General features: G+C 53.3%; 21 protein-coding genes. 9 read left to right on the top strand and 12 right to left on the bottom strand.

The features are described 5' to 3' along the window. Positions 1-165: 165 nt before the first annotated feature. The gene (locus GSQ81_RS17810) at positions 166-426 is read right to left on the bottom strand and encodes a hypothetical protein (RefSeq protein WP_158911961.1); all 261 of its coding nucleotides are present in this window, start codon (positions 424-426) and stop codon (positions 166-168) included. A 247-nt stretch (positions 427-673) separates the two neighbouring features. On the opposite strand from GSQ81_RS17810, the gene GSQ81_RS17805 reads away from it, so the two are divergent. Continuing rightward, positions 674-868 (top strand): hypothetical protein, encoded by a 195-nt coding sequence (locus GSQ81_RS17805; protein WP_158911960.1) that lies wholly within the window; start codon positions 674-676, stop codon positions 866-868. 258 nt (positions 869-1126) lie between these two features. Here GSQ81_RS17805 and GSQ81_RS17800 read toward each other — a convergent pair whose 3' ends face one another. From GSQ81_RS17800 to GSQ81_RS17790, 3 genes are read right to left on the bottom strand one after another with little or no spacing between them, the layout of a single operon-like run. Continuing rightward, complete coding sequence (locus tag GSQ81_RS17800) at positions 1127-1657, bottom strand: hypothetical protein (protein WP_158911959.1); 531 nt, start codon at positions 1655-1657, stop codon at positions 1127-1129. A gap of 31 nt (positions 1658-1688) precedes the next feature. Beyond that, the gene (locus GSQ81_RS17795; RefSeq protein ID WP_216846471.1) at positions 1689-2444 is read right to left on the bottom strand and encodes a hypothetical protein; all 756 of its coding nucleotides are present in this window, start codon (positions 2442-2444) and stop codon (positions 1689-1691) included. 44 nt (positions 2445-2488) lie between these two features. Further along, positions 2489-2638, bottom strand: coding sequence for a lipoprotein (locus tag GSQ81_RS17790; protein WP_158911958.1), 150 nt, complete (start codon positions 2636-2638; stop codon positions 2489-2491). Positions 2639-2888: 250 nt separating this feature from the next. Here GSQ81_RS17790 and GSQ81_RS17785 point away from each other — a divergent pair, with 250 nt between their 5' ends. Beyond that, a complete protein-coding gene (locus tag GSQ81_RS17785) occupies positions 2889-3260 on the top strand; it encodes a single-stranded DNA-binding protein (RefSeq protein ID WP_158911957.1) in 372 nt (123 codons plus the stop codon). 201 nt (positions 3261-3461) lie between these two features. On the opposite strand, the gene GSQ81_RS17780 is transcribed toward GSQ81_RS17785, so the two are convergent. Next, complete coding sequence (locus GSQ81_RS17780; protein ID WP_158911956.1) at positions 3462-5345, bottom strand: winged helix-turn-helix domain-containing protein; 1884 nt, start codon at positions 5343-5345, stop codon at positions 3462-3464. Positions 5346-5651: 306 nt separating this feature from the next. Here GSQ81_RS17780 and GSQ81_RS17775 point away from each other — a divergent pair, with 306 nt between their 5' ends. From GSQ81_RS17775 to GSQ81_RS17760, 4 genes are all read left to right on the top strand, one after another. After that, positions 5652-6374, top strand: a complete 723-nt coding sequence (locus GSQ81_RS17775; RefSeq protein ID WP_158911955.1) for a PEP-CTERM sorting domain-containing protein — start codon at positions 5652-5654, stop codon at positions 6372-6374. A 93-nt stretch (positions 6375-6467) separates the two neighbouring features. Next, entirely contained in the window at positions 6468-6902 is a 435-nt protein-coding gene (locus GSQ81_RS17770; RefSeq protein ID WP_158911954.1) for a hypothetical protein, read from the top strand. Positions 6903-7052: 150 nt separating this feature from the next. Beyond that, complete coding sequence (locus tag GSQ81_RS17765) at positions 7053-7925, top strand: dihydrofolate reductase family protein (protein WP_158911953.1); 873 nt, start codon at positions 7053-7055, stop codon at positions 7923-7925. Between the two features lie 203 nt (positions 7926-8128). Next, on the top strand, positions 8129-9298 hold the full coding sequence (locus GSQ81_RS17760; protein WP_158911952.1) for a S9 family peptidase: 1170 nt from the start codon (positions 8129-8131) through the stop codon (positions 9296-9298). Positions 9299-9972: 674 nt separating this feature from the next. Here the strand turns inward: GSQ81_RS17760 and GSQ81_RS17750 are convergent. The 5 genes from GSQ81_RS17750 to GSQ81_RS17730 form a co-directional block, all read right to left on the bottom strand. Further along, a complete protein-coding gene (locus GSQ81_RS17750) occupies positions 9973-11865 on the bottom strand; it encodes a glycosyl hydrolase family 28 protein (protein ID WP_158911950.1) in 1893 nt (630 codons plus the stop codon). Between the two features lie 324 nt (positions 11866-12189). After that, positions 12190-13212 (bottom strand): LLM class flavin-dependent oxidoreductase, encoded by a 1023-nt coding sequence (locus tag GSQ81_RS17745; protein ID WP_158912329.1) that lies wholly within the window; start codon positions 13210-13212, stop codon positions 12190-12192. Between the two features lie 138 nt (positions 13213-13350). Then, positions 13351-13620: a hypothetical protein gene (locus GSQ81_RS17740; RefSeq protein WP_158911949.1), complete on the bottom strand. Its 270-nt coding sequence runs from the start codon at positions 13618-13620 to the stop codon at positions 13351-13353. A 228-nt stretch (positions 13621-13848) separates the two neighbouring features. Beyond that, entirely contained in the window at positions 13849-15519 is a 1671-nt protein-coding gene (locus GSQ81_RS17735) for a carbohydrate porin (protein WP_158911948.1), read from the bottom strand. Positions 15520-15772: 253 nt separating this feature from the next. Continuing rightward, the gene (locus GSQ81_RS17730) at positions 15773-16318 is read right to left on the bottom strand and encodes a YceI family protein (RefSeq protein WP_158911947.1); all 546 of its coding nucleotides are present in this window, start codon (positions 16316-16318) and stop codon (positions 15773-15775) included. Between the two features lie 924 nt (positions 16319-17242). Between GSQ81_RS17730 and egtB the strand changes: the two genes are divergently transcribed. From egtB to GSQ81_RS17715, 3 genes are all read left to right on the top strand, one after another. Then, positions 17243-18568 carry an ergothioneine biosynthesis protein EgtB gene (egtB, locus tag GSQ81_RS17725; protein ID WP_256369695.1) on the top strand — a complete coding sequence of 442 codons (1326 nt, stop codon included), beginning with the start codon at positions 17243-17245 and terminating at the stop codon, positions 18566-18568. A gap of 11 nt (positions 18569-18579) precedes the next feature. Continuing rightward, complete coding sequence (gene egtD, locus GSQ81_RS17720; RefSeq protein ID WP_158911946.1) at positions 18580-19641, top strand: L-histidine N(alpha)-methyltransferase; 1062 nt, start codon at positions 18580-18582, stop codon at positions 19639-19641. Positions 19642-19855: 214 nt separating this feature from the next. Continuing rightward, positions 19856-20722, top strand: coding sequence for an N-acyl homoserine lactonase family protein (locus tag GSQ81_RS17715; RefSeq protein ID WP_158911945.1), 867 nt, complete (start codon positions 19856-19858; stop codon positions 20720-20722). 196 nt (positions 20723-20918) lie between these two features. Here GSQ81_RS17715 and GSQ81_RS17710 read toward each other — a convergent pair whose 3' ends face one another. Continuing rightward, on the bottom strand, positions 20919-21155 hold the full coding sequence (locus GSQ81_RS17710; RefSeq protein WP_158911944.1) for a hypothetical protein: 237 nt from the start codon (positions 21153-21155) through the stop codon (positions 20919-20921). Between the two features lie 85 nt (positions 21156-21240). Next, positions 21241-22119, bottom strand: a complete 879-nt coding sequence (locus GSQ81_RS17705; RefSeq protein WP_158911943.1) for a class II fructose-bisphosphate aldolase — start codon at positions 22117-22119, stop codon at positions 21241-21243. Positions 22120-22127: the final 8 nt, after the last annotated feature.

Genomic DNA, 22127 nt, shown 5'->3' with positions numbered 1-22127 from the left:
AGCATTGTGGTATTCGGCAAATTCTACGGAAATAGTGTGATCCGGTGCGGTATTTGGGACACCTCAAGAAAGGGAATTTTATGTACGCAACTACGATGCGCGCCATTCCGGAGCACGCTTTTTCGTCCGGGATTAGAGTACATAAACACCATCGAATTCCGGGATTTAAGTGCAGGAAACGAGGCCCGAATGGGAAATTCCGGGATTTAAGTGCAGCCCGACAATTGTGTTCTTCCTCTCTCTAGTAAGGATATCGAACATTGGGTGAGGAAGTGCAACCGATCTCACGCCGTCCGCGACGTTGACCAACATCAAGATTTTCTTTCCGGCGCCGCTAAGGGTCGAACCTTCAACTCCATCGGGCAATTCCAGCTCAAACTTGTTTACACCGCTGACCGGCAGCATCCACGAAACTGCGTTCTTCATGGAACCAGTGTCAAGCCATGCACCTATTATGTGATTCTTCCCTTGCCGACCACGCGTGTGACAGCAGCTGGCTGGTCATCGAGCCATCCGTTGCTCTTGCCATACCGCAACAAGACATCGGTATCGCTGGTTTCTACTTTCAGCTGTTCAGCCCACAAACGCGATTCACCGCTTCCCCATGTGTGTTGCCTTCAGAATTATTTGGCGTAGTCCGAAGTTCTTTGCAATACAAGCCAGAGAGTATCTGGTGACCAAGATCACGGCCATTTCGCATCGGAATCAGGCACTTATCTCGCAGGCAAAGCGTCTCGCGCTTTCAATGAGCCGCGAAGGACTCACCGAAACCCAAGCCCGCACCATTGCCAACTTTGACCATGTGACCATCAATTACCAAAAAACAGTGCCCAACCTCGACCTACGAAGGCGCAAGCAGCATCCATAGCGGCTTGACCTCCGGCTTTGTCGACGTAGGCTAGGCAGTCGCGATCTGCCTCCCCGTCCATGAGCAAGTGATTCATGGTGTCGTTTTGCTAATTATTTGGCACATTCTGGTGCAATGCGGCTTTGGAGCTTAGTCCATCGTGCCGAGCCTGGCGATTGAAGAAAAGCTGCTGCTGGCCCTAGCATACATAAATTTCCGCTTAGTGAGGTGTCCCTTACTGTCGGCCGCGCCGCCCCCCCGGGTCAGTACACAACTTTGTTAGGCGATGTTCCACTCCCTGATTAGATCGGCATTCCTAACTTGATAAAGATCAACAAGACGACTTCTGATGAGACAGTACGAAGCGACGACTTCGCCGATATGAAGAGGAGCGCGCCGGAACCCGATTTGCAATAGATGCCTCAACACAATGTGAGTGATAGCGCGATTCAAACGCACTGCATCGCGTCGCATCATCTGAGAGATTTCTGCGGCCTGCTCATCGTTCCAGCGTTCAACATAAACAGCCAGATCAAGCATTACCCAAGCATTCCTGCGGAGTCGGCGAAGGCCTTCAAGGCCGCCGACAATCCGCCACATCTCATCAGAATCAATCCCTGGCCTGCCTTTCTCTGGTTGCTGAAACGCTTCCGAGATTCTCCGCAATCCTTCCAGATCCACCGGTTCCATCTTGCTGATCAAGTCATGCTCCGAGCTTCTGCCGAGGAGCTCGCGACGGTGCAAGCTCACATAGAACACATAGCCGGCAATAGCAAGAATGAATACAACCAAGAAGGCGAGAAACGCCATGCGAACACACCTATTCCATCAGTCTAAGGACTCAACGCGACTGCTGGCCATATTCTAGCCTCTTTCTCAGTTCCTTCAAGCCATTTATATTCTCGGGCGCTGCCGTTTCCCTCACAGGTTCGGGCAGCCAGAAGGTCACGATCCAGTAGATTGCCGCAATTTGAAATACAGCAATTCTCATGTTTTCGAGCAAAGTGAAGTGTCCAAGAGTGCGCCAATAGGCATGAAGCGTGTCAGTCGCAAAAGCAGCCACGGCCCAGACGAAAAGGCCGTAACTTTCGCGCATGGCGTAGCTTCGCCATCCCAGACCAAGTTGATGCGAAGCCATTACGACAGCCACAAATAACAACAGAACCAGAACAGTAGTAAAAAGGCTTGTCCGCGCCGCCCACGCATCCAGGTTCGTCTCCGCCGCTGGTTTCATGAACCATGCCATGCCTAACGCCACCAGGGGCGCGGTCGCTCCCATGATGCTCAGGCGCATACGCGCACCCTCAACCAAACGACCGCTGCGCTGGAGAACGATAGCCGCGATTTCTAAAATCACGGCTATCTGCAACAACACGTCAATGAAGTCTGACGACCAATAGGTAAGCGCGTAAACGCCTTTGGAACCGAATCTGTAGCTGACAAAAAGTGCGATTGTGTAAACACACCCGCACCCGATCCAGACTGTGAACCAGGGCACGATGCGGTATCTCCGCTTATAGAGCAGAACGAAAAGGAGGACGGCATTCAGTACGAATCCTGCCGCCCACAACACTGTCGCCATCAGAGACAGATTCACGAGCACCTCGGTTCAGAGATCTTCGCTAATTGTCTCCTATTCTGCTAGAAGCCGAAGTACATAAGAATCCCGGCGCCCACCCCGCTCATGGAACTCTGTGGACGGGGATTAGAGCCGCTCATAGCTGCCGAAGCGGTGAGGGTGGAGGCGGAAAGAACAACGATTGCAACGAGGTAAAGAATGGACTTCTTCATAGTGTGGTTCTCCTGAGAGCGCGGTTGCGCTGCCAAAAGGGTAGCCCACCCACGCCCTTCGGACGCACGCTCTCCTTCGCAGAATCCGCTATGCGCCTCTCAAGAGGTGCGGACTCCTGCCCAAGGCAAGCTGTGGTCCCCTTCCGCAGATTCTGTCCAGTCGCCGAGGGAGTGAATCGCGACGGCACACCCGTTGGGCAAGCATGTACCGCAGACAGCTGACAAAGCAAAAGAAACGGAGTTAAACACCATGTTCAACAAAATCATCCTCATCGGCCGCCTCGGGCAGAACGCAGAAGCCAAAACCGCTCAGAACAACAAAGAGTACGTCATCCTTAGCATCGCAACCCAGGAGAGCTGGAAGAACGACAAGGGCGACTACGAAAACCGCACCGAATGGCATCGCGTCGATGCCTGGAGGAATCTCTCGAAGTTCGCCAAAACTCTCCAAAAGGGGCAGCTCGTTACCCTGGAAGGTATCCTCCGCTATCGCGAGGTAGAGGATGAAATCAAGGGCGTCACCTTCAAGCCCCGGATCGCTGAGATACATGCCATCAGCATCAAGCGGCTCTCGAAGATCGAGGCCGCGGACGATCCTTCGGATGGAGCCGACGACGAATAATCGTCTGAATGGATGAGGCCGACCAGCCTCATCCATTCTTGTATATGTCTCTGGAAATAGTCAGACCCGCATGAATCCGCGCGACTGATAGCTTCAGCGAGACTTGAGCAAACGCCAGAAGAATTCCGGATTCGTGAATTTATGCTCACACAGAAAATATAGATCCCATCGAATCCGTCACACTCCTATAAGATCGAGGACTCAATCGGCTTTACTCTCCATCTTGTCGACGATGGCGATCAACTGCGGATCCTGTTGCGAGTCCTGCCACATCGGATCGCTCAGGACTGAGAAAAGAAGTGATGAATGGACGGCCGCCGCCTTTTGCAGCCAATCGATAGTCGCCGTGTGATCGTGGAGCCCGTGATAGATCAACGCGATCAGGTAAGGATCGACATATGCGGACCTCGCCTGGTCTTCGAGCGATTCCATGCGCTGCATGGCGCCCTTTCGGTCTCCCGAAAGTGCACAGGTATATCCCGACTCCGCCAGGAGGATTGGAGGAGCAAAACCATTGCGCTTAGAGAACGAGTCCAGCACATCGACAGCCTCTTTATACTTTCCGAGCTGGGTCAAGGACCTTCCGATACCGAGATAGGGCAGAGGTGAGCCCGGATCGAGCTCCATTGCGGAGCTGTAGGAGCGGACTGCATCGTCATAGTGACGCTCATAGTAGGCGGCGCATCCGAGCTCGGAGACCAGCATTTCGGACTGGGGATCATAGGCCAGAAGTCGTCGCACCTCTTCTTCCGCGCGTTGAGGATGCCCGGATTGCTCACGGAGATGGGCGGTACAGGCAAGCATGCTCATCGCTGAGCGCATGGCTCCTTCTTTTTCGAGCTCCGATGCAGCGCTGGCATAGTCCCAGTCGTAGAGCAGATCGACGACGCCTAGCGAGCCGTGGGCCTCGGGCAGCGCAGGATTGAGTTGCAGGGCTCTTAGCGCCGCCGTGCGCGCGATGGGCATGTGGTCGAGGGGCGATTCGTAATAGATCCCCAAAAAGAGATGGGCCTGAGCGAGATCGGACCAGGCGCGATCATAGTTCGGATCCAGCCTGGTAGCCTTCTGGAAGTGCTGGACGGCCTCGCGGAAGGCCTGGGGAGAATCGGTTCGGGTCAGCGCCTCCCCGCGAAGGTTTTCCTCGTATGCTGCCGGACTATTCGTGTGCTGGCCAAGCGGGGACTGCCCGTTTAGTTTGCCGGTATCGAAGGAAAGCGCCTGCAGAGTGTCGTGCAAAATATCTGCCTGAACCCTGCGTAGATCCGGGGTATCGGAGAGGTACTGATGGCTCAAAAGGATGCTGTTGTTGTTCGTCTGGGTCAGCTCGACGTTGAGGACCAATTTGTCCTGGTTGCGTTGCAGCCGACCCTGAAGCACCGCATCGACCCCAAGGTTATGTCCTATACTCTGCGCGTCCTGTGGCGTATTGCGAAAGCGGAACGCGGTCGTGCTGCCGATAACGCGCAGGCCAAGGACGCCGGCAAGGTCCTGGATCACGCTTTGCGTCGTACCGTCTGAGACGTAATCCAGGGAAGGGTCTCCGGTCTGATTGAGAATGGGAAGCACAGCGATCGAGATGGGTCCTCGGCGTACCGTCGCGATCGTCTTGTGCCGGTGCCACAATAGGACGGAAGTAGTTCCTATGACCACTAGGCATAGAGCGAGAACGGCGACCGCTGGCAATAAGGAACGGGCTGGAAGCCGTTCCTGGCTGGCGGCTACGAAAGATTCCTGAGGGGCGTTTTTGGGCGCGGGAACCACAGGTGGAGTCTCCGGCAGCGCTTCCACGGGAGCGATGAAGCGATAACCGCGGGTGGGAATCGTCTCAATGAACCTGGGGTCCTGGGCGCTGTCGCCTAGCACACGACGCAGGACGGCAATGGCGCGCGTCAGAGTATTTTCTTCGACAAAGGTATCGGCCCAGACTGTGTCCAGAAGGGTGTTCTTTTGGACACAGCGGCCTGCATGGCTGACGAGCTGTAGCAGAACACGCAGGTTCTTCGGCTCCAGCGCTACGCGTGCGCCCTCGCGCACCAGGCAGAAATCCTCTTCGCGGAGCTCGAAATCTGCGAAGCGATAGATCATCGGCGCACCTTCTGTCTGCTACAAGAATTCCCCGCCAAAATGTTCAGCGCAGCCCCGTCCGGCTGCAGCCTGCTGCTGCAGGGAGATGCCGTTGCCCATTTTATCCGCAGAGCTCGAAAACTGAGAGGCAGGAATCAGGAATTAGCCCATTGCATGGTGACGTTAGCACGCGATTTGGGCCGTCATCATAAAAACATCAGAAAAACTCCACAAAAGAGACCATGCGGATCTCCATAACTGGATGCTAGTCTGCCGCCTGAATCAAGTGTCTGCGGCCACTCAAAAGAGGGCCATGAAGGAGTAAATATGAAAAACTCAATGCTTAGCAACCGCTGGTTCGCTTCTGGGTACTTCCAGTCCAGGGTTAATGATATTGTCCAGTCGCATGCCAAGGTCCTTTTAACAGTGATCGCGTTAGTGGCCCCGATAGGGATGTCGCAGGCTGCCAGAGCGGATTCCTATAACTTTTCAGTGAACGGAAGCGGCATCCAGGCGTCGGGTGTCATCCAGGTTTCGAACACCGGCCCCTTGGGGGCCTATACCGTGACGGGGATCACCGGATCATTCTCGGATTCGAACAACGGTATCTCGGGAGCGATCACGGGGTTGGAATCTGCTCCCCCTCCGACGTTCAATGTCTCGCCTCCTGCAGCACCGAATACCTTTGGCCCTCCTGCCGTCACTGATGCCGGGTTTTCCTACGATGACCTCTTTTGGCCTGGTGGGAACTCACCGGCAGTATGCACGGACGCCCTTGCTTTTTTCGGCGGCTACTTTGACGTGTATGGGATGGCGTTCGACGTGGCTGGCGGGTATACGGCTGACTTGTGGAGCGATGGCGGCCTGGGCGGATATCAGCTCAACGACTCTATCAATGGGATTCCCTTCACGCCCAACAATATGGCTGGCCTGGCTTATGCTGCGGATGTCAGCGCGTCGCCTGTACCTGAACCGGGATCGCTGTTGCTGGTCGGAACGGGCCTGTCAGGGGTGGCTGCTCTCTGGAGCCGAAGAAAGATGGCTATATAAAACGCAAACATTGCGGAGTCGCGAATGGGAGCGAGTGCCTAGGCATCTGCTCCCGGTCCAACCAAGCAATTTAAGCAAGCAAAAGGAGAAAGTATGTCACAAATCATCTGGACTTGGCTCAAGGACGGTAATCCAAATTCGGGCGTCAATTTTCGTCCGCTTCCCAAGGGAGACTGGGACGGCGTCGCGTGGGACGGACAGCACCATCGTTGCAGCAACAACGTTCCATTTGGGGGTCCGCCTGTCAGCCCAACAGCATATGAGTTTATTCCACCCATCACCTGGTCGATCAGCGCAACCAAAGACAACCCTGCTAACATTTTTTTTGACGTGGAAATAGACGAACCTGACACGGACCTCACGATACTAAAAAATCAAAACGTTGCCATGCAGGTGGGTTCTGCCAATAAATGGGCGACTACAAAAGGGCTAGGTAAACAGCTAGATATTTGCTCATTTCATGGTTACTCATTGGCTCTCTATGTTGCTTTAATATATGAGTTTACCGTTTTTCGATTCAACACTTAGACTGTGGGGATTACTCGCTATTACCCATCATTTTGATGCAGAGTCCCCACAAAATCCCCCACAGACTCAGAGCTCCAATCCGACCAACTCAGGCACGAGGTCAGATCGCCCCGCCGTGAGCAGCTTTCAGTGTGAAGTAACCTTTTCACTATGGAAGAACCTATTCGCACGCTGTTCGCGGCTCGCCCCTCTCATCCGTCGCAAGTAGTCCTCCCCGAAGGGCTTCGTGCCAGATATGACGGAGATCTTTCTTTTCCGTTGGCCCCGCAAGAGCGTCCCTACTGCATCGCAAACTTCGTGTCGACACTCGACGGTGTCGTGAGCTTCAACATGCCAGGTCAGTCGGAAGGAGCTCAGATCAGTAAATCGAACGAAGAAGACCGCTTCATCATGGGCCTGCTGCGGGCCTCGGCAGACGCGGTGCTGGTGGGTTCGGGGACGCTTCAAGCCGTCGGCCCGCAGGGCACTTGGCTCCCTGAATCTGTCTATCAACCAGCGAAGGATCTATACCGGAAATATCGCACCGAGGTGCTCCGCAAGCCGGAGTATCCACTCGTAGTGATCGTCACCGGAACCGGCGGCCTGGACCTCGCCAGCGCCATGTTTCATACACCTCGAACCAGGGTGCTCATACTGACTACAGAGCAGGGCAAACAGAGGTTGTCGCAAAGCGGATCGGAGGCACTCGTCTCAGTCGAGGTGAAGGCGCTCCCCACAGCAGAGAAAGACATTCCACCCTCTGCGATCCTGACGTCGCTCAGACGCGAAGCTGGAGTGGAGTTACTGCTTAACGAAGCCGGCCCGACACTGTTTGGCGAATTTCTCGCAGGCGGATTCATGGATGAACTTTTTCTGACAGTCGCGCCTCAGATTGCGGGAAGAGTCGCAGCGCACCCGAGGCCAGGTCTGGTCGCCAACGTTGAGTTCTCTCCAGCGACGGCTCCCTGGTGGAAGCTTCTCAGCACAAAAAGTGCAGCAGACTACCTCTTCCTGCGTTATCAACTAGGAGATCGGAGCGCATAGAAGGTCTATAGGTCCCGATATGTCGGTTTATCGCGAGTAAGCATCACTTCCGAGAAGCGCGTTTCCCGGTACTTTGCCTGGAGTCCGGGATACCGACTGCCGATTAGACACTGCATGCACTTCGCTCTTACCCTATATATGCCATGCACACTCATAACGTTCGCCCATTGAATGTGTTTAAGGATTCACTACTTAATGCTCAGTTGCAGCGATTTGTAGGCCATACGGGTGCCGGCGGCGCTGACATCGGTGAATGTTACGCTGCCGCCTCCTCCGTACGAGAGGGCGACGGCGAGAGCTGGTATTCCGGCTGGCACGGTCTAGCGCAACGGACAGAATTGCAGGCGGAAGCATCGCTGGCATTGGGGCACACGGCCAGCGCGCGTTCGGGATTGCTCAAGGCGTCCAACTACTACCATGCCGCGTATATGTTCATGATGCAGCCGGAGCCGGATTCGCGGTTGCTGGCGGCATATAAGGCGCGGCGACGCGCCTTCGAGAAGGTCACGGTTCTGTTTCCCCAATGGGGCAGGAGGATCGAAATTCCGTTCGAACAGCGGCACCTGCATGGTTACTTTTTTCCTTCGCAATCTCCCGGCCCTCGGCCAGTGCTTATCATCACGGGAGGCTACGACTCGACTGCCGAAGAGTCGTACTTCTTTTCCGGTCCCGCTGCATTGGCGCGCGGATATCACGTTGTGACCTATGACGGCCCCGGGCAGGGAGCAGAACTGATCGAGAATGGCCAGGTATTTCGGCCAGACTGGGAGACCGTGCTGCGTGCGGTGCTGGCGTGGGTGCAGCAGCAACCGAATGTGGATTCGGCCAGGATTGCGCAGCTTGGCATCAGCTTCGGCGGATATCTTGGGCCGCGAGCCGCATCCGGCGTAGAAGGACTCGCTGCAACCATCGCCGATCCGGGACAGCAGAGCCTACTGGAGGAGTTCCGCACCCGGCTGCCGAAGTTCATCGCCCCCCACGTGCCGAACGGCAACAGGTTTCTGCTCAGGATTCTGGAACGGGTGATGAACCGGCGCATGAAACATCTGACCGAAGGTTGGCCACTGCGGCGAGGCCTTTGGGTTCACGGGGTCCAAACTCCGTTTCAATATCTGAAGCTGGCCGAACAGTATGTCACGGATGGGTCGAAGATTCGCTGTCCCATGCTGATTTGCTCGGCGGAGAACGATGACATCGGCCAAACGGCGGATGCACTGTACGCTGCCGTTCGTTCCCCAAAGTCACGATTGCGTTTTACCGCGGCCGAAGGTGCTGCCGGGCATTGCGAAAGCCTGGGAAGATCCACCTTCAATATGCGAGCATTCGATTGGCTAGATGAAATCCTTTTCGGAAGTGATAGCCGAGTGGCGTGAAGCGCGTTTATGAGGAGTAATCCGCTGATTTCCGAAAACGCCATCTTGCGGGAACACGGCTTTTACAGAAATACGCCTCAGGTTTTCGGAAACCTCGTCTCTAAGAAATCATCCCTCGATGCATGAGATACCTAAGCCCTTAAAAACCTCGCGGTAGAACACGAACCGAGCGGGTCGCAACGGATCCTAGGTAGGACACTGTCAGTGTGTAGATGCCAGCACGGGGATAGCTCGTGTTCAGGTCGATCAACTCCGGCCTACCATGGAGGAACTGAGTGGTCTGCTCAACTATGCCTCCTTGATCTGAAAGAGTGATCGTTACGTTGCCGGAAAAATCGCGATCGATACCTCCACGATCGTTCAGTGGGGTCACAAAGAAGCCCAATACTCGCTGTCCAGCGATCGCTACCGAAGGTCCGATCAGCGACAGGGTGACCTGAGCGGGGGGAGGGGGAGTGGCCTCTACGGTCACGGAACCGAAATTCATCTGTTTATAGAAACGATCCCCTAGATACTGTGCAGTGTAAGTATGGGAGCCTTGTGAGATATTCCTCACCACACTTGTCGCCAGTGTTCCGTTGGCTGAAAGAATTCCGAATCCGATCGGCCTTGAGCCCTCGTAGAAAATGATCGGACTCTTGAGTGACGGTGAACCAACGGCAAGAAGGCCAGGGCTAGCTCCATAGCTGTTTGCCACAAAGTTTGTTGTTTGGGACATCGTGGGGCTGGACGACGGCATTCAATGTGATTGAGCCGCCGGCAGTAACAGTTGCTGACTGGAGATTGTTGACGTCGCCAGTTGCCAGCTTGCTTCCCACCGATAAATAAAGATCACCCGTAATAAAGGGTGCTAGGCAATTGTTCGCCGGGGCGGGAGAACTTACTTTCGTCATTGATCCATAAGCGTTCGAGAACAGAGTCAGCTTTGGTGGCCCAGGTACGGTGATGGGGGTCGGTCCTGTCGCCTTGAGTCCGTTGAACAGGGACGGGTAAATATTCGTCTTCGTTGTGAAGTTATTTATTTCGGCATCGATCGATGCGATCGAAGTCGTCATTGCACTCGTTGCGTTTGGGGCATAGTCGTCCACGATGACATTGTCCAACGTAATCTGATTGGGGCTTGACACCCCTGAGGACGGCACGTGCGTCACAAATGAAAGTTGATAGCCGCCTTGCTTGCCGGTGGGCACCCCCTTCAACATGTCCGGAAACTGCGATGTGGGCGCGAGGATGTGGATGTTCTGAAGGTATGCACCTTCAAGGTTCGGAAGTTCATCCGCCGGAGAAAATACGAAACTGATGGGCTTGCCGATATCCTGGACACAAAATGAACTGAAGGTGACCTCTGAGATCGCTGCGCCAGCCTTGGTCGGGTTTGTCTGGCTGCTATCGGTGATCTGAATAGCCTTCAAATCATTCGTTGCGTTCGGAAGCGCCTGTCCATATGTCGTAATGTTGTACAACTTCGTCATTTCGCTGACTGACATTCCGTTGACGCTAACGGTCGGGACAACGCTTGGAAGATCCCCAATGATATTCACGTTTTGGACCAGAATCTTAGATAGACCTGTTCCACTGGCGATGACCGTGATTCCCCCTTTGCTGTATCCGTTGAAGTGGTCTACAGTGACGTTCTCGGTATCCTTCCCTCCGCTCGAAATAAGAGCGATCTCCTGGTCGCCATTAGCGACCGATGAGCCATAGATAGTGGCCTCCGAGGCATGGAGATCGAAGCCGTCAGTGTTGGGGATGTTCCATGGGGCCTGGATCTTAACTCCCCACACGGTTACGTATTTCCCGCCGAGCTTCACGGTATGGTACGGGGGATTTCGGATCGTGATCTTGTACAGAACCAGATTCTCATTCACACCGCCCTGAATGTTTCCCCCAGAAATCATCTCAGGACTTGCTTGTCCGCAATTCTTCACCGGACAATTAGGTATTGTGTTCTGGCTTTGCTCCTTTTGGGTCGTCAGATCCCACCAGTTGTACGGTTGAGGCGGTGGAACGGTCCCGGTTGGAAATCCTGGATAGAACAGGAACGGCATTTGCCCCTGGCCGTCAATCACACCGTATCCATATACGCCGCTGTTGGCTTCCATCGTAATCAGTGCACGACAGCCCACGTCAACGATGTAAGTCGAAATGGGGCCATAGGCTCCACAAGTTGCATCGGAAGAGTCCTGGTAGTTTCTTGGATCCCGCGTAGCGAACACCGTAACGCCACCATCGATGATTAGGGAAATACCCTGGGGTATGAGAATTGGATTAATCAGAAAGGCGTTATAGGACCGGTCGGCACCAAACGCTAATTCGACCGCTTGGCTTGGACCACAATGCTCCAATGCCTCCGTAAGCACCTCAGTCTCCGTTTCAGACTCTTTGTCCTGCTCGGTCACCGTCTGCCCGATGAGTGGCCCGTCGCCAAAAGACCGTAGAGGCGCCTGGAGAATAATGCAAGTTTTGGGAAAGGTTGGTTCAGTAAGCGGGCGGTCATCCTGCGCCATAAGGGGCGCTGAACTGCAAAAGAATAAGCCAACCACTATCAGCGCACGACGAAGTGACATAACTCCTCCGCGGAACTTCGGGCTCTTCTAAGGTTGAACCGCGAACCGTGCGATTCGAGCAATTTTTATGATGCCTCAAACAAAAGGGCAGTTCAACTGGCAAACCGTTTAAATTCCCAGCAGCCCGGCCCGGTAGCTCTGCCAGAAAGTAGGCCTTTCTGAAACTGGGAACAACCCCTCGCCCGAAAAGTAGGTAATGATAAGTCGGCTTCTCGTCAGTAATCCTGCTCATCAAACTGTCAGCCAGGAGTTTCGTAACATCTTCGTTTCCTGCCCCCGGCTTCCCGTATCCCACAGCTTATTCATCCAGACCAATCGCAGCCCTTAGCGCCAACCCAAAGCCGGTGCGACAGTTGTGAGAATCGCCTCGAGTACGTGCGCATTGTAGGCAACGCCTAGTTGGTTCGGGATCGTCAGCAATAGCGTATCTGCCTCCGCAATCGCCTCGTCCTCCTTGAGTTGTTCGATCAGCACATTCGGCTCGGCCGCATAAGTCCGGCCGAAGACTGCCCTTGTGGGCCCATCAATGTAGCCAAACTGATCCCCGTCATTACCACCTTTACCAAAATAGGCACGATCCCGGTCGTCTACGAGCGCGAAGATGCTGCGGCTGATTGACACGCGCGGAGTCCGAGTGTGACCGGCCTCCTTCCATGCTGCATGAAAAACACGGATCTGTTTGGCCTGCTGAACGTGAAACGGCTCACCGGTCTCGTCGAATTTAAGTGTTGATGATTGAAGATTCATCCCGAGCTTAGCGGCCCAGGCAGCCGTTGCGTTTGATCCCGCACCCCACCAGATACGGTCTCGCAGACCGTCAGAGTGCGGCTCAAGCCGCAGCAGACCTGGTGGATTCGGAAACATCGGGCGAGGGTTAGGCTGAGCGAAGCCCTTGCCGCCCAGCAGGTCGAGAAATTTCTCGGCATGCCGCCGCCCCATGTCTGCGACGGTCTCTCCTGCTGCTGGACTGTGGCCAAAATGGCGCCAGCCCTCGATCACCTGCTCAGGAGAGCCGCGGCTGATCCCCAGCTGCAGGCGTCCGCCAGCGATAAGATCCGCGGAGCCGGCGTCCTCCGCCATGTAATGAGGGTTCTCGTACCTCATATCGATCACGCCGGTGCTGATCTCAATTTTTTTCGTTCTGACCCCCACCGCCGCGAGCAGTGGAAACGGTGAGGCCAGCTGTTGAGCGAAGTGGTGAACGCGAAAATAAGCTCCGTCCACCCCTAAACGCTCGGCCTCTACCGCCAAATCAATGGACTGCAACAGCACGTCCGCCGCAGTCTGTGCTTGTGATTGTGGAGAAGGTGTCCAATGGCCGAATGAAAGAAAGCCAATCTTTTTCATACTGATAATGCCTTTCGCTGCTTTCAAGCCAGTTTTGTTCTGATGCGATCACTGACCTTGAAGACAGTTTTGAGGTCGCTGGCCGTTCAGTCGGTCGACGCGAGCATGCCGCAGCCGGTTTTGGGTCACCCCGCTCTTTCATGACTCGAGGAGGTCGATGGTGACCTCTTTGCCCTCGATGTAAATTAGCTTGTCCGTAGCGAGTTCAATCGTAAAGGGTCTTGCTTCCGGTGGGTCTTGCACGTATTTTGCCTCGATCCAAAGCGCTGCATAATCCGTTGCTTCCGGCGATAGACCTTCCTCAAGGTCGGTTCGAACATTGACGATTACAGCGTCCTCTGAGGGCTTGTTACTGTCGGCGTACCTCCAGCGGAGACGCTGTCCAATGACGATGGGTCTTTCGAACACAGGCAACCTCGATTCAAACTACGACGTTTAGTTTAGCTGAGATGCTCAAGCCTTATGTCCTCCCCTGACCAATACAAAAGTATCCACCAACACCATAGTCGCAATGCCACACAGTCTTCAAAGCTTTGATCAGTCTTATTCCAGCCGAGATTTGGCCGATTGCGGACCAGCACTGTCCAAGATCTCTCAAATGAGTGGGACAGGCAATATGAGTAGCTCTGCCGAGAACTACCACCAGTGTTCGACTTGGAGACCATAGGTAAACCCACTCGTTTGGTTCTGAAACGGTACTCCACCGACCAGGCCGCGAAACGTCTTTGACCAGTTGGCGTATGTGACGAAAGCGCGCAATACGGGGCGACCGAAGAACTTTCGATCCGGATCAATTTGCGGAGCAAAAGTGCATTTGCGCAGCCAACCATCATAAGCGCCTGGAAGATTCGTATGGTCGAATCCACAATCACCTGTCAACGATAGGTGCTTAGTAAGAAAAACTTGTGGCCTCACACCAAATGAGATCCATTGCTGCCATTGGTTTTGCGTATTCAAGTTCCTCATTCGCTGAAACAAAACATTGGGCATTACGGCGAACTTGTCATTTGGCTGCAGAACAATCTGTTCGGTGGCTAAGAATTGCCTCGAACGGGCTGTGTCAAGTGAAGGAGTCGGAATTGTTGTTCCTATACCGTGACCGCTGAAGTTGCTTGCTGCTCCGGTACCGTATTGAATCAGGAACGTATGATAGCCTCCGTGCCACTCTAACCGCTGATGACGGATCCCATATGCGTAGCCGCTAGTCGAGGGAATGTTTGTGACATCGGATGAACCTGGGACGGAACCGGCTGTCATTTGACCGCCTTTTGTGGTCGCGTAGTCGAACCAGACACCCCAAGAGCCCAATGGTCCGTTGATGTCATATACTCTCGCGTCAATGTGGCTTGTTGCTAGGTTGTCATTTTGCGTGATGACATCTGGCCGCGCGACGCCAATGAAAGCCACCGCCGCCTTGCCAAATTTGAGGTCGAGGTCCTCTACGTCCCCACCGTAACCGCTCATATCCAATGGGAAGAAATCGTCGCTATCAATATGTTGCCTGCGGTAGTACCGTTCCCCAGCCCAAAACTTTGCGTTCGGCTGACTCCCGAAGATATTGCCAGTCTGCACGAATGCTTCGCGAACGCGATATTGATCGCTGCCGACCCCGCTCGATGAATCGGCAAAGTCTTCAGAATTGGAAGTGTTGGCTTCAATCAAGAACTCACTCCTGAACCAAGCCCTATCCGAATTTGGCTCTGGCTTCACCCAATTATTGACAAAGATCAATTCTGCATAAGAATCAGCTTCGTTTCCCAAACGGTACTTGGCTTGTGCCCCTGGTGCTTCGAATGCCACCTGTTGACCACCCTTACTGTTCAATCCAAAGCCTGAACGAAAATATCCGTGAAACTCAAAAGAACTCTCACGTTCCTGCAATTTAGCGATTTTCTGGTCCGCATCTCTAAGCAAGTCGTACGTGGGTTCTGAAGGTAGTTGCCCTTGAAATTTAGCACCGACTTGATTTGATTCGACAAATAGGGGCTTTCCAGGTTTTTGAACAATTTGCGCAATTGTCGGTTTTGTCAGCTCCTCTATCGTTTGTGCCTGTTCGGCCGTCGTATCTTTTTGCTGGTTGGCGACCCTCTCCTTCTCCAGTTGTTGCTCCAGCGTGGAAATTCTTTGCTCAAACTCCTTCGTAGTCGCTTTCAATTGTTCTTTGAGTTGCTGCAGTTGTTGTTGCGTATCCTGACCGTGTGCTGCTAACGATGTGCTCGCAAAGATCACGAAGAAACACAGAATCCGTCGAAGATGTCGCTGTATATTTCCATGGAGTTGTCGAATGATATCCGTGCCATTGTCCATATTTTGGCTTTCTGAACTGTGATGCGAACTATCTATTCGACTACAGCTCGGCCAGAGCAGACTGTACCAGCCCCACCCGAAGAAGCTTCTCAAAGGTCCAGTTCATGCTCTGTCAATGGGCACTACATTTTCCCCGGCTGCGGCCGTTCATACGGCTCAACGGCATAGTCAATCTTGGGATCAATCAGTCCGGCAGGTCGTGTCTTTTTCAAAGCGACGCGCAACCCCAGATAATGGATGCCATTTGATCCGTTTATCCCTGAACGAATTGCACATCGAGTGTGAGGGTCACTTCGTCACCTACCAGCACCCCTCCCGACTCCAACGCGGAGTTCCAGGTTAGCCCGAAGTCTTTGCGATTGATCTTAGCGGAGGCGGATAGACCGATGCGCCAGTTACCCCAAGGGTCTTTAGAAGGCTGGCTGACATCTTCAACGGTCAGTGTCACGGACTTTGTAACACCGTGGATGGTCAGATCGCCGGTTACCGCATAATTGCGGGCGCCGGTAGACCTCATGCTGGTGGACTCAAATGTCATCGTGGGAAACCTCTCGACATCAAAAAAATCTGCGTTTTTCAGATGCTCATCGCGACTGTCATCACCGGTTCTCAGCGTAGAGACTGGAATCGAAGCCTCAACTGTCGAATGAGTGTAATCAACCTCGTCTAGCTGCAACACACCTGAGAGGCCTGAGAACTCACCCTTCGAATGGGAGATCATCATATGTCTCACCTTAAAGCCGGCGGCCGAATGGCCAGCATCGAGGTTCCACGTCGAAATATTAGTAGTTGAACTCATGAGTTAAATCTCCTTTTTAAAGCTTTCTCGAAAGATCAGACCAGAAGAGTGAGAGCAGAGCTATTGAACCTTGGTATTGATGGACACCTAGGTATTGGCCAACACCATCGTCCAATAGATTCGCTTCCGCGCTCGTGGCTTAATCACATTGCGTTTGGAAGGGAGCACTGCGATGCGTTTTGACATCATTCCGAGAAGTGTTTTTCTCGACTGTCCCCTGTCGAATCAGGGGGACGCACCACGAAGACTGAGCGAGTTGCAGGGAGAGGATCTGCTCATTCGCAAGGCTAAGCCATGAAATTATTCATGCTTGGCAAGAAGACACGTTCATTTCACGTTTATCAGATGTCTTCAGATGAAGACTACTTCTATATCCACCCAAACTCGGTGATGCTGGGATTTCTTGTCGCGGTTGCGGTCATTCTGTCATTTCTGATAGTCGCGCTCCGGTTCGGCTACAAAATTTGGTAGCGACTGTGGTCTTACGTTTCGCTCCCATCTTCGCAAACGAACGCGACGCAGCGCATTGCCAGAACTTCATGAGATGGAATAACTAAAACTCCATGCGCAGTGCGACGAAGTCAACGCCTCCCCTTTTAGCTCTCGCCGGCTAACACCTGCGAGAGCACTAGCAGACGAAGGGATTGATCGAAACCTCACGCAACGGCGGCTATACATCCGTGCAGCAGACTCGTCGGCAATGTGCGCGAGCAGGGTCTCGATCCAACGCAGCTTGATCAGCAAACTCCGACTCACTGCCTCCTATCCAAGATGCACGGTGACAAATACCAAAGTATTGCCGATACCTTCGTCCAATTGCCGTCTCTAGCTTCTTCCGGCCTAATCGGATTGCACAGGAGGAACAAAATGAGTGCTTTTCACACTGAAGGAACAATGTGCCTAGCCACGGGATCCGCCGCATACATTCCAAGCGATCGGAGAAAACCTCATGATCCCGGAGCACCCGGGAGCTCCGATCTTGCTGCTTCCTCTCTTCACTCAAGATATCGGTCTGTGAGATCGATGACGCGTCGTCTGGCTGCGACATTATCCGCTGAGGATCAGATGGTTCAGTCATGTACTGATGCCAGTCCAGTGAAGTGGCATCAAGCGCATACGACATGGTTCTTCGAGACGTTTGTGCTGCGACCGTACCTTCTAGGCTACAAACCGTTCCGTGAAGATTTCCATCATCTCTTCAACAGTTATTACCTGTCTCTAGGAGACGAAATTCCCGAAAAAAAGCTTAGATCGTCCTTCTCTCGTCCATCACTTGAAGAGGTTGTAGCCTTTCGGGCGCATGTAGATCGGGAGATGGAGAGACTCTTTAAGCAGCCCATCAATGAAGAGGTGACTCGACGCGTCATCCTGGGCCTGAGCCATGAGCAACAGCATCAGGAACTAGCATTAACCGACATCAAGCATGCATTCTTCTCGAATCCTCTCCGTCCGGCCTACCAGGCCAATACGCTGGCGAAAGAGCGTGCTGATCAAGTTCCGGCTCTGCAATGGCTCAGCTACAGTGGTGGGCTTAGGGAGATTGGCCATTCGCCGGACCGCGACAACCCTTTGGACTTTTGCTTTGACAATGAAGCTCCGCGTCATTGGGTCTACCTGCAGCCATTCAGGATCGCAAGCCGCAAGGTAACGTGTCGCGAGTATCTCGATTTCATGTCCGATGAGGGATATAACCGACCCGATCTGTGGTTATCGGACGGCTGGGAGACTGTGAAGCAATCGAAGTGGCACGCGCCGCTTTATTGGGAACGGGACCCGAGCGATAGCACCGGTTGGAGAATCTTTACTCTTAGGGGGTGGTATGGACTTTCGGATCAATTCGACACTGCAGTTTGTCACGTCAGTTTCTTCGAGGCCGACGCCTTTGCCAAGTGGAGTTCCTGTCGACTTCCCACCGAAATCGAATGGGAAGCGCTCGCGAGTCAGGAACTCGTACGAGGTAATTTTCTCGAGTCAGGCAGACTTCATCCGTCAGTGTTGAATGGCGCGGAGGGCGTCGAGCAATTATTCGGTGACTGTTGGGAATGGACGGCCAGCGCTTATACAGGCTATCCAGGATACAAACCTCTCCGAGGCACATTGGGCGAATACAACGCCAAGTTCATGTCTGCACAGATGATTCTGCGAGGTGGCTCGTGCGTCACACCCGCGGATCACATGCGCGCAACCTATCGAAACTTCTTTTCTCCCGCGACACGATGGCAGTTCAGCGGAATACGCCTAGCAAACTAAAAGGATGATCTATGCCTACTCTTTCTCCTGTATTTGAACCAGAGCAGCGGCCCTTTATCGAAGCACAGACAGAATTGATACGAGATGTCCAGGATGGTCTTTGTTCACGGCCTCGTTCGCTCAAACCGTGGATGTTTTATGACGAGTTGGGATCTCGTCTATTTGAGCAAATTACGACATTACCGGAATACTACCCTACCCGCACTGAACGCATGCTACTTGAAAGTCGCGCCGATGCAATTGTCGCGTCTGTGTGTGACGGTTCACAGCCATTGCGTATCGTCGAACTCGGCGCGGGCTCAGCATCAAAAACTTGCTTGTTGCTTGCTGCCGCCGCAAGAAGACTGGTCGACATAGTTTTCATGCCTCTGGACGTATCTGCCGGTGCTCTAGAGATGGCGTGCGACAACATTGAGAGCGCGTTTCCACGAGTAACCATTGAGCCGCGCGTCGTGAATTACGTGGAAAGCCCGCCAGAACTCGAGCAATTCGATGGCTCTACTCTCGCGCTCTACCTTGGAACCAGCATTGGGAATTTCACGCCGAGGGAGTCGCAAACAATTCTCCACAATCTTGGCTGTCAATTAGGTCCCAGAGATGCATTTCTATTGGGAACTGATCTTGTGAAAGACGCGTCCACGCTGGTCTCGGCCTATGACGACAACGAAGGCGTCACCGGTGCCTTCAACTTGAACATCTTGAATCGTCTCAACAGAGAACTCGATGCAGATTTTGATCTTGATGGGTTTCGACATTGTGCGCGCTGGAATCCGATCGAATCGCGAATTGAAATGCATCTCGAAAGCATACGTATCCAAACCGCCAAGATTCCTCTAGCTGGACTTGAGCTCGATTTTACGAAGGGTGAGACTATCCATACGGAGAACAGTTACAAATTTACCGACGCGATGCTCAGTACCCTTCTTTCTCACTCGGGCTTTCAGATAGAAACGACGTGGAAGGATTCACGCCATTGGTATGCACTAACGCTCAGCCGAATTGTGAACGGGCTGAATGCAATGGATCGTCCGATTGATTGCTGGAGCGAGTCTGGGACAGTCAGTCCATCGTAGTCAGTTTTGCTTGAAGCCTGGTTCAGGCTTTTCAGTCGTTACCGGATTTCATCGAGGGGTTCGGACGCTTCGCAGGGCCTGCAATCGCCATAGTACATGCGTACTGCTTCGAGTGCGATGGGCGATCCGTGAGCATACGAATGGACGAAGGCGAGCGGATACGTATAGGAAGAGTGGTCGTGTCCACTTCAATCTAATTTCAAAGGAGAGTGTTATGACAGCGAACGTTAAGCATATCTTGGTAGCTGCGTTCTTGACGCTTACGGCAGCTATTTCTGAGCCGCGGATTTCCGCAGCCGCGAATCAGCAACCCAGATCTGGGGTAGACCGCCTTTACGTGATCGATTGCGGCGACGGCAAGGGGCCGGATGAATCACGTTGGACGCCGGGAGCTAATCTTGGAACCCCGGTCAGTTTCCCCGACCACTGCTATCTCATTCACCACACTCAAGGGTGGTTCCTATGGGACACAGGCGTTGATGATGCTGTGGCAAAACTGCCGAATCATGAACTGGTGCTGCACGAATGGGGGCCCGGTACTGGGCCTATCTGGGGCAAACCGATCACGCTTGCGGCCCAGCTTGAACAGATACATGTTAAGCCCTCTGACATCAAGCTGATGGCCGTGTCACATAGTCATCCTGACCACGCGGGTAACATCGAAATGTTTCTCAACACGATGCTGTTGGTGCAAAGAGTCGAATATGAATGGGCTGGGAGCCGCCAGGATACCGTCGCCTTTAACAAAAAGCATCCAGTGAAGCTTATTGATGGCGACTACGATATCTTTGGCGACGGGAGCCTCGTGCTTCTCTCTACGCCTGGACACACGCCCGGCCATCAATCTCTGCTCGTGAGACTTCCTAAAACCGGACCGGTCATTCTTAGCGGCGATGTTGCGCATTTCGAGACAAGCTTTGAACATCGCTATGTACCAAGCAATAATTGGAGCAAGCAGGCTTCGCTCCAGTCCATGGACAAGATAGCAGCGATCATGCTGAAAGAACATGCGCAGCTCTGGATTAATCACGACCAGCCACAAAGCGACAGGCAAAGGAAGTTGCCGGCCTATTACGAATGATGGTTGCCCTCTTATCCGCTGGAACTGATGATCAGCTCGGGCAGTAGTAACCTGAAATCGCCCGCTAAGCAGGTCCGCGGGTCTCCTCGAGTCTACTGCGAATTTAGGTGGTGCTGACTACAACCAATGCAAGTTGGCTGGACAGATTTTAATTAGACAGTCAGTTCAGGCGACGGTCGAGAGGGATCCTAGCCCACTATGGGACAAAATCGGGCTGGCTTCTCGCTCCCGCCAACATCTCCTCGGCTACGCGGATCGAATATGCGAGAGCTTCTTTTTCGACGCGATACCTTCCTATCGTGGTAGCTTCGTTGAATCCTTGTGGAGTGACGTTTCCCAATAGTTCTGCTTCCAGGCGTTCGACTTCGCTATATCTATTTTTGTCTTGAGCAATCTGTGCCTCTAACTCCTTTATTCTTTGAAGATCTCTCATTTGTCGTTTCTCCTTTATCTATTCAAATTGCTATGCAGGCCCGGCAGCGTTCTTTGATCACGTCACGGCGATGCAATCTTCTTCTCTAGAGTAGGGGTGGTGGACTGTTGAACAGCTGCAACCTCGAGTGGGCTACCTGGCTGACTAACTCCACGGCACGGGAAAGAATTTTGTAAGGGACCACCTGATAAATATCTTTAGACAGGCCCTCCTCTAATCCACGTCTCCACGCGACTCGCAGTTCTGTGTTGATGTGAACGATGGTGATACCCGCGCTAATGGCATTTCGCAAATCGTCATCGTCAGTCCCAGATCCACCATGCAGGGTTAGTGGAATTCTGACCGTATTCTTAATTCGAGCAATCAAAGCTACGTCCAAGCGCTTCTTCGTCGTTCCCGATACCATGCTCTTCGTTAGTCCATGTCTATTGCCCACAGCTGGAGCCAGTACGTCGACGCCGGTTAGATCAACATACTGCTGTGCTTCCGCAGGAGTGGTGAGACTGCCTGCCTGGCGAGAATCTTCTTCGTGGATCTCGGAACCGGTTCCGATTTCTCCGATCTCTCCTTCGACAATGATGTCCGGATTGATTGACTTGAGAGTTTCGATTGCCTTCCGAGTCTCGGAAATGTTCTGTTCAAACGGCAACTCAGAGCGATCGAACGTAATGGCGTGGAAACCGCACCTTGCCGCTTCAACGGCGCTCTCCAGCAAGTGTGCGTGATCTGCGTTGAGAAAGATCGGGAGATCGTATTCCTCACGCAGACTGTAAACGAGTGCGGCTATCTGGCGAGTTCCAATAAATTGCCGTTCACCTTCTGACACTCCGACCATCACCGGCACCTGCAACTCCAGCGCGGACGAAACCACGGCCTTCAACAAAACAATATCGGAAACATTGAAGTGCCCGATCGCCACTCCGGATGCCTGCGATTGCTCCAGCAGTTGTGATAAGGAGTGCATCTTTATTC

It is taken from the genome of Granulicella sp. L56 (assembly GCF_009765835.1).
Classification (GTDB): Bacteria; Acidobacteriota; Terriglobia; order Terriglobales; family Acidobacteriaceae; genus Edaphobacter.
Note: the sequence above shows the minus strand (reverse complement) of the source record. Positions and strands in the feature narration are given on the sequence as shown.

Excerpts from the sequence above, each read along its gene's own strand:
- GSQ81_RS17710 (WP_158911944.1), bottom strand. The coding sequence starts at position 21,155 with ATGAGAGATCTTCAAAGAATAAAGGAGTTAGAGGCACAGATTGCTCAA.
- GSQ81_RS17750 (WP_158911950.1), bottom strand. The coding sequence starts at position 11,865 with ATGTCACTTCGTCGTGCGCTGATAGTGGTTGGCTTATTCTTTTGCAGT.
- GSQ81_RS17730 (WP_158911947.1), bottom strand. The coding sequence starts at position 16,318 with ATGAGTTCAACTACTAATATTTCGACGTGGAACCTCGATGCTGGCCAT.
- GSQ81_RS17770 (WP_158911954.1), top strand. The coding sequence starts at position 6,468 with ATGTCACAAATCATCTGGACTTGGCTCAAGGACGGTAATCCAAATTCG.
- GSQ81_RS17765 (WP_158911953.1), top strand. The coding sequence starts at position 7,053 with ATGGAAGAACCTATTCGCACGCTGTTCGCGGCTCGCCCCTCTCATCCG.
- GSQ81_RS17800 (WP_158911959.1), bottom strand. The coding sequence starts at position 1,657 with ATGGCGTTTCTCGCCTTCTTGGTTGTATTCATTCTTGCTATTGCCGGC.
- GSQ81_RS17780 (WP_158911956.1), bottom strand. The coding sequence starts at position 5,345 with ATGATCTATCGCTTCGCAGATTTCGAGCTCCGCGAAGAGGATTTCTGC.
- GSQ81_RS17735 (WP_158911948.1), bottom strand. The coding sequence starts at position 15,519 with ATGGACAATGGCACGGATATCATTCGACAACTCCATGGAAATATACAG.
- GSQ81_RS17705 (WP_158911943.1), bottom strand. The coding sequence starts at position 22,119 with ATGCACTCCTTATCACAACTGCTGGAGCAATCGCAGGCATCCGGAGTG.
- egtD (WP_158911946.1), top strand. The coding sequence starts at position 18,580 with ATGCCTACTCTTTCTCCTGTATTTGAACCAGAGCAGCGGCCCTTTATC.
- GSQ81_RS17810 (WP_158911961.1), bottom strand. The coding sequence starts at position 426 with ATGAAGAACGCAGTTTCGTGGATGCTGCCGGTCAGCGGTGTAAACAAG.
- GSQ81_RS17745 (WP_158912329.1), bottom strand. The coding sequence starts at position 13,212 with ATGAAAAAGATTGGCTTTCTTTCATTCGGCCATTGGACACCTTCTCCA.
- GSQ81_RS17775 (WP_158911955.1), top strand. The coding sequence starts at position 5,652 with ATGAAAAACTCAATGCTTAGCAACCGCTGGTTCGCTTCTGGGTACTTC.
- GSQ81_RS17785 (WP_158911957.1), top strand. The coding sequence starts at position 2,889 with ATGTTCAACAAAATCATCCTCATCGGCCGCCTCGGGCAGAACGCAGAA.
- GSQ81_RS17715 (WP_158911945.1), top strand. The coding sequence starts at position 19,856 with ATGACAGCGAACGTTAAGCATATCTTGGTAGCTGCGTTCTTGACGCTT.
- GSQ81_RS17790 (WP_158911958.1), bottom strand. The coding sequence starts at position 2,638 with ATGAAGAAGTCCATTCTTTACCTCGTTGCAATCGTTGTTCTTTCCGCC.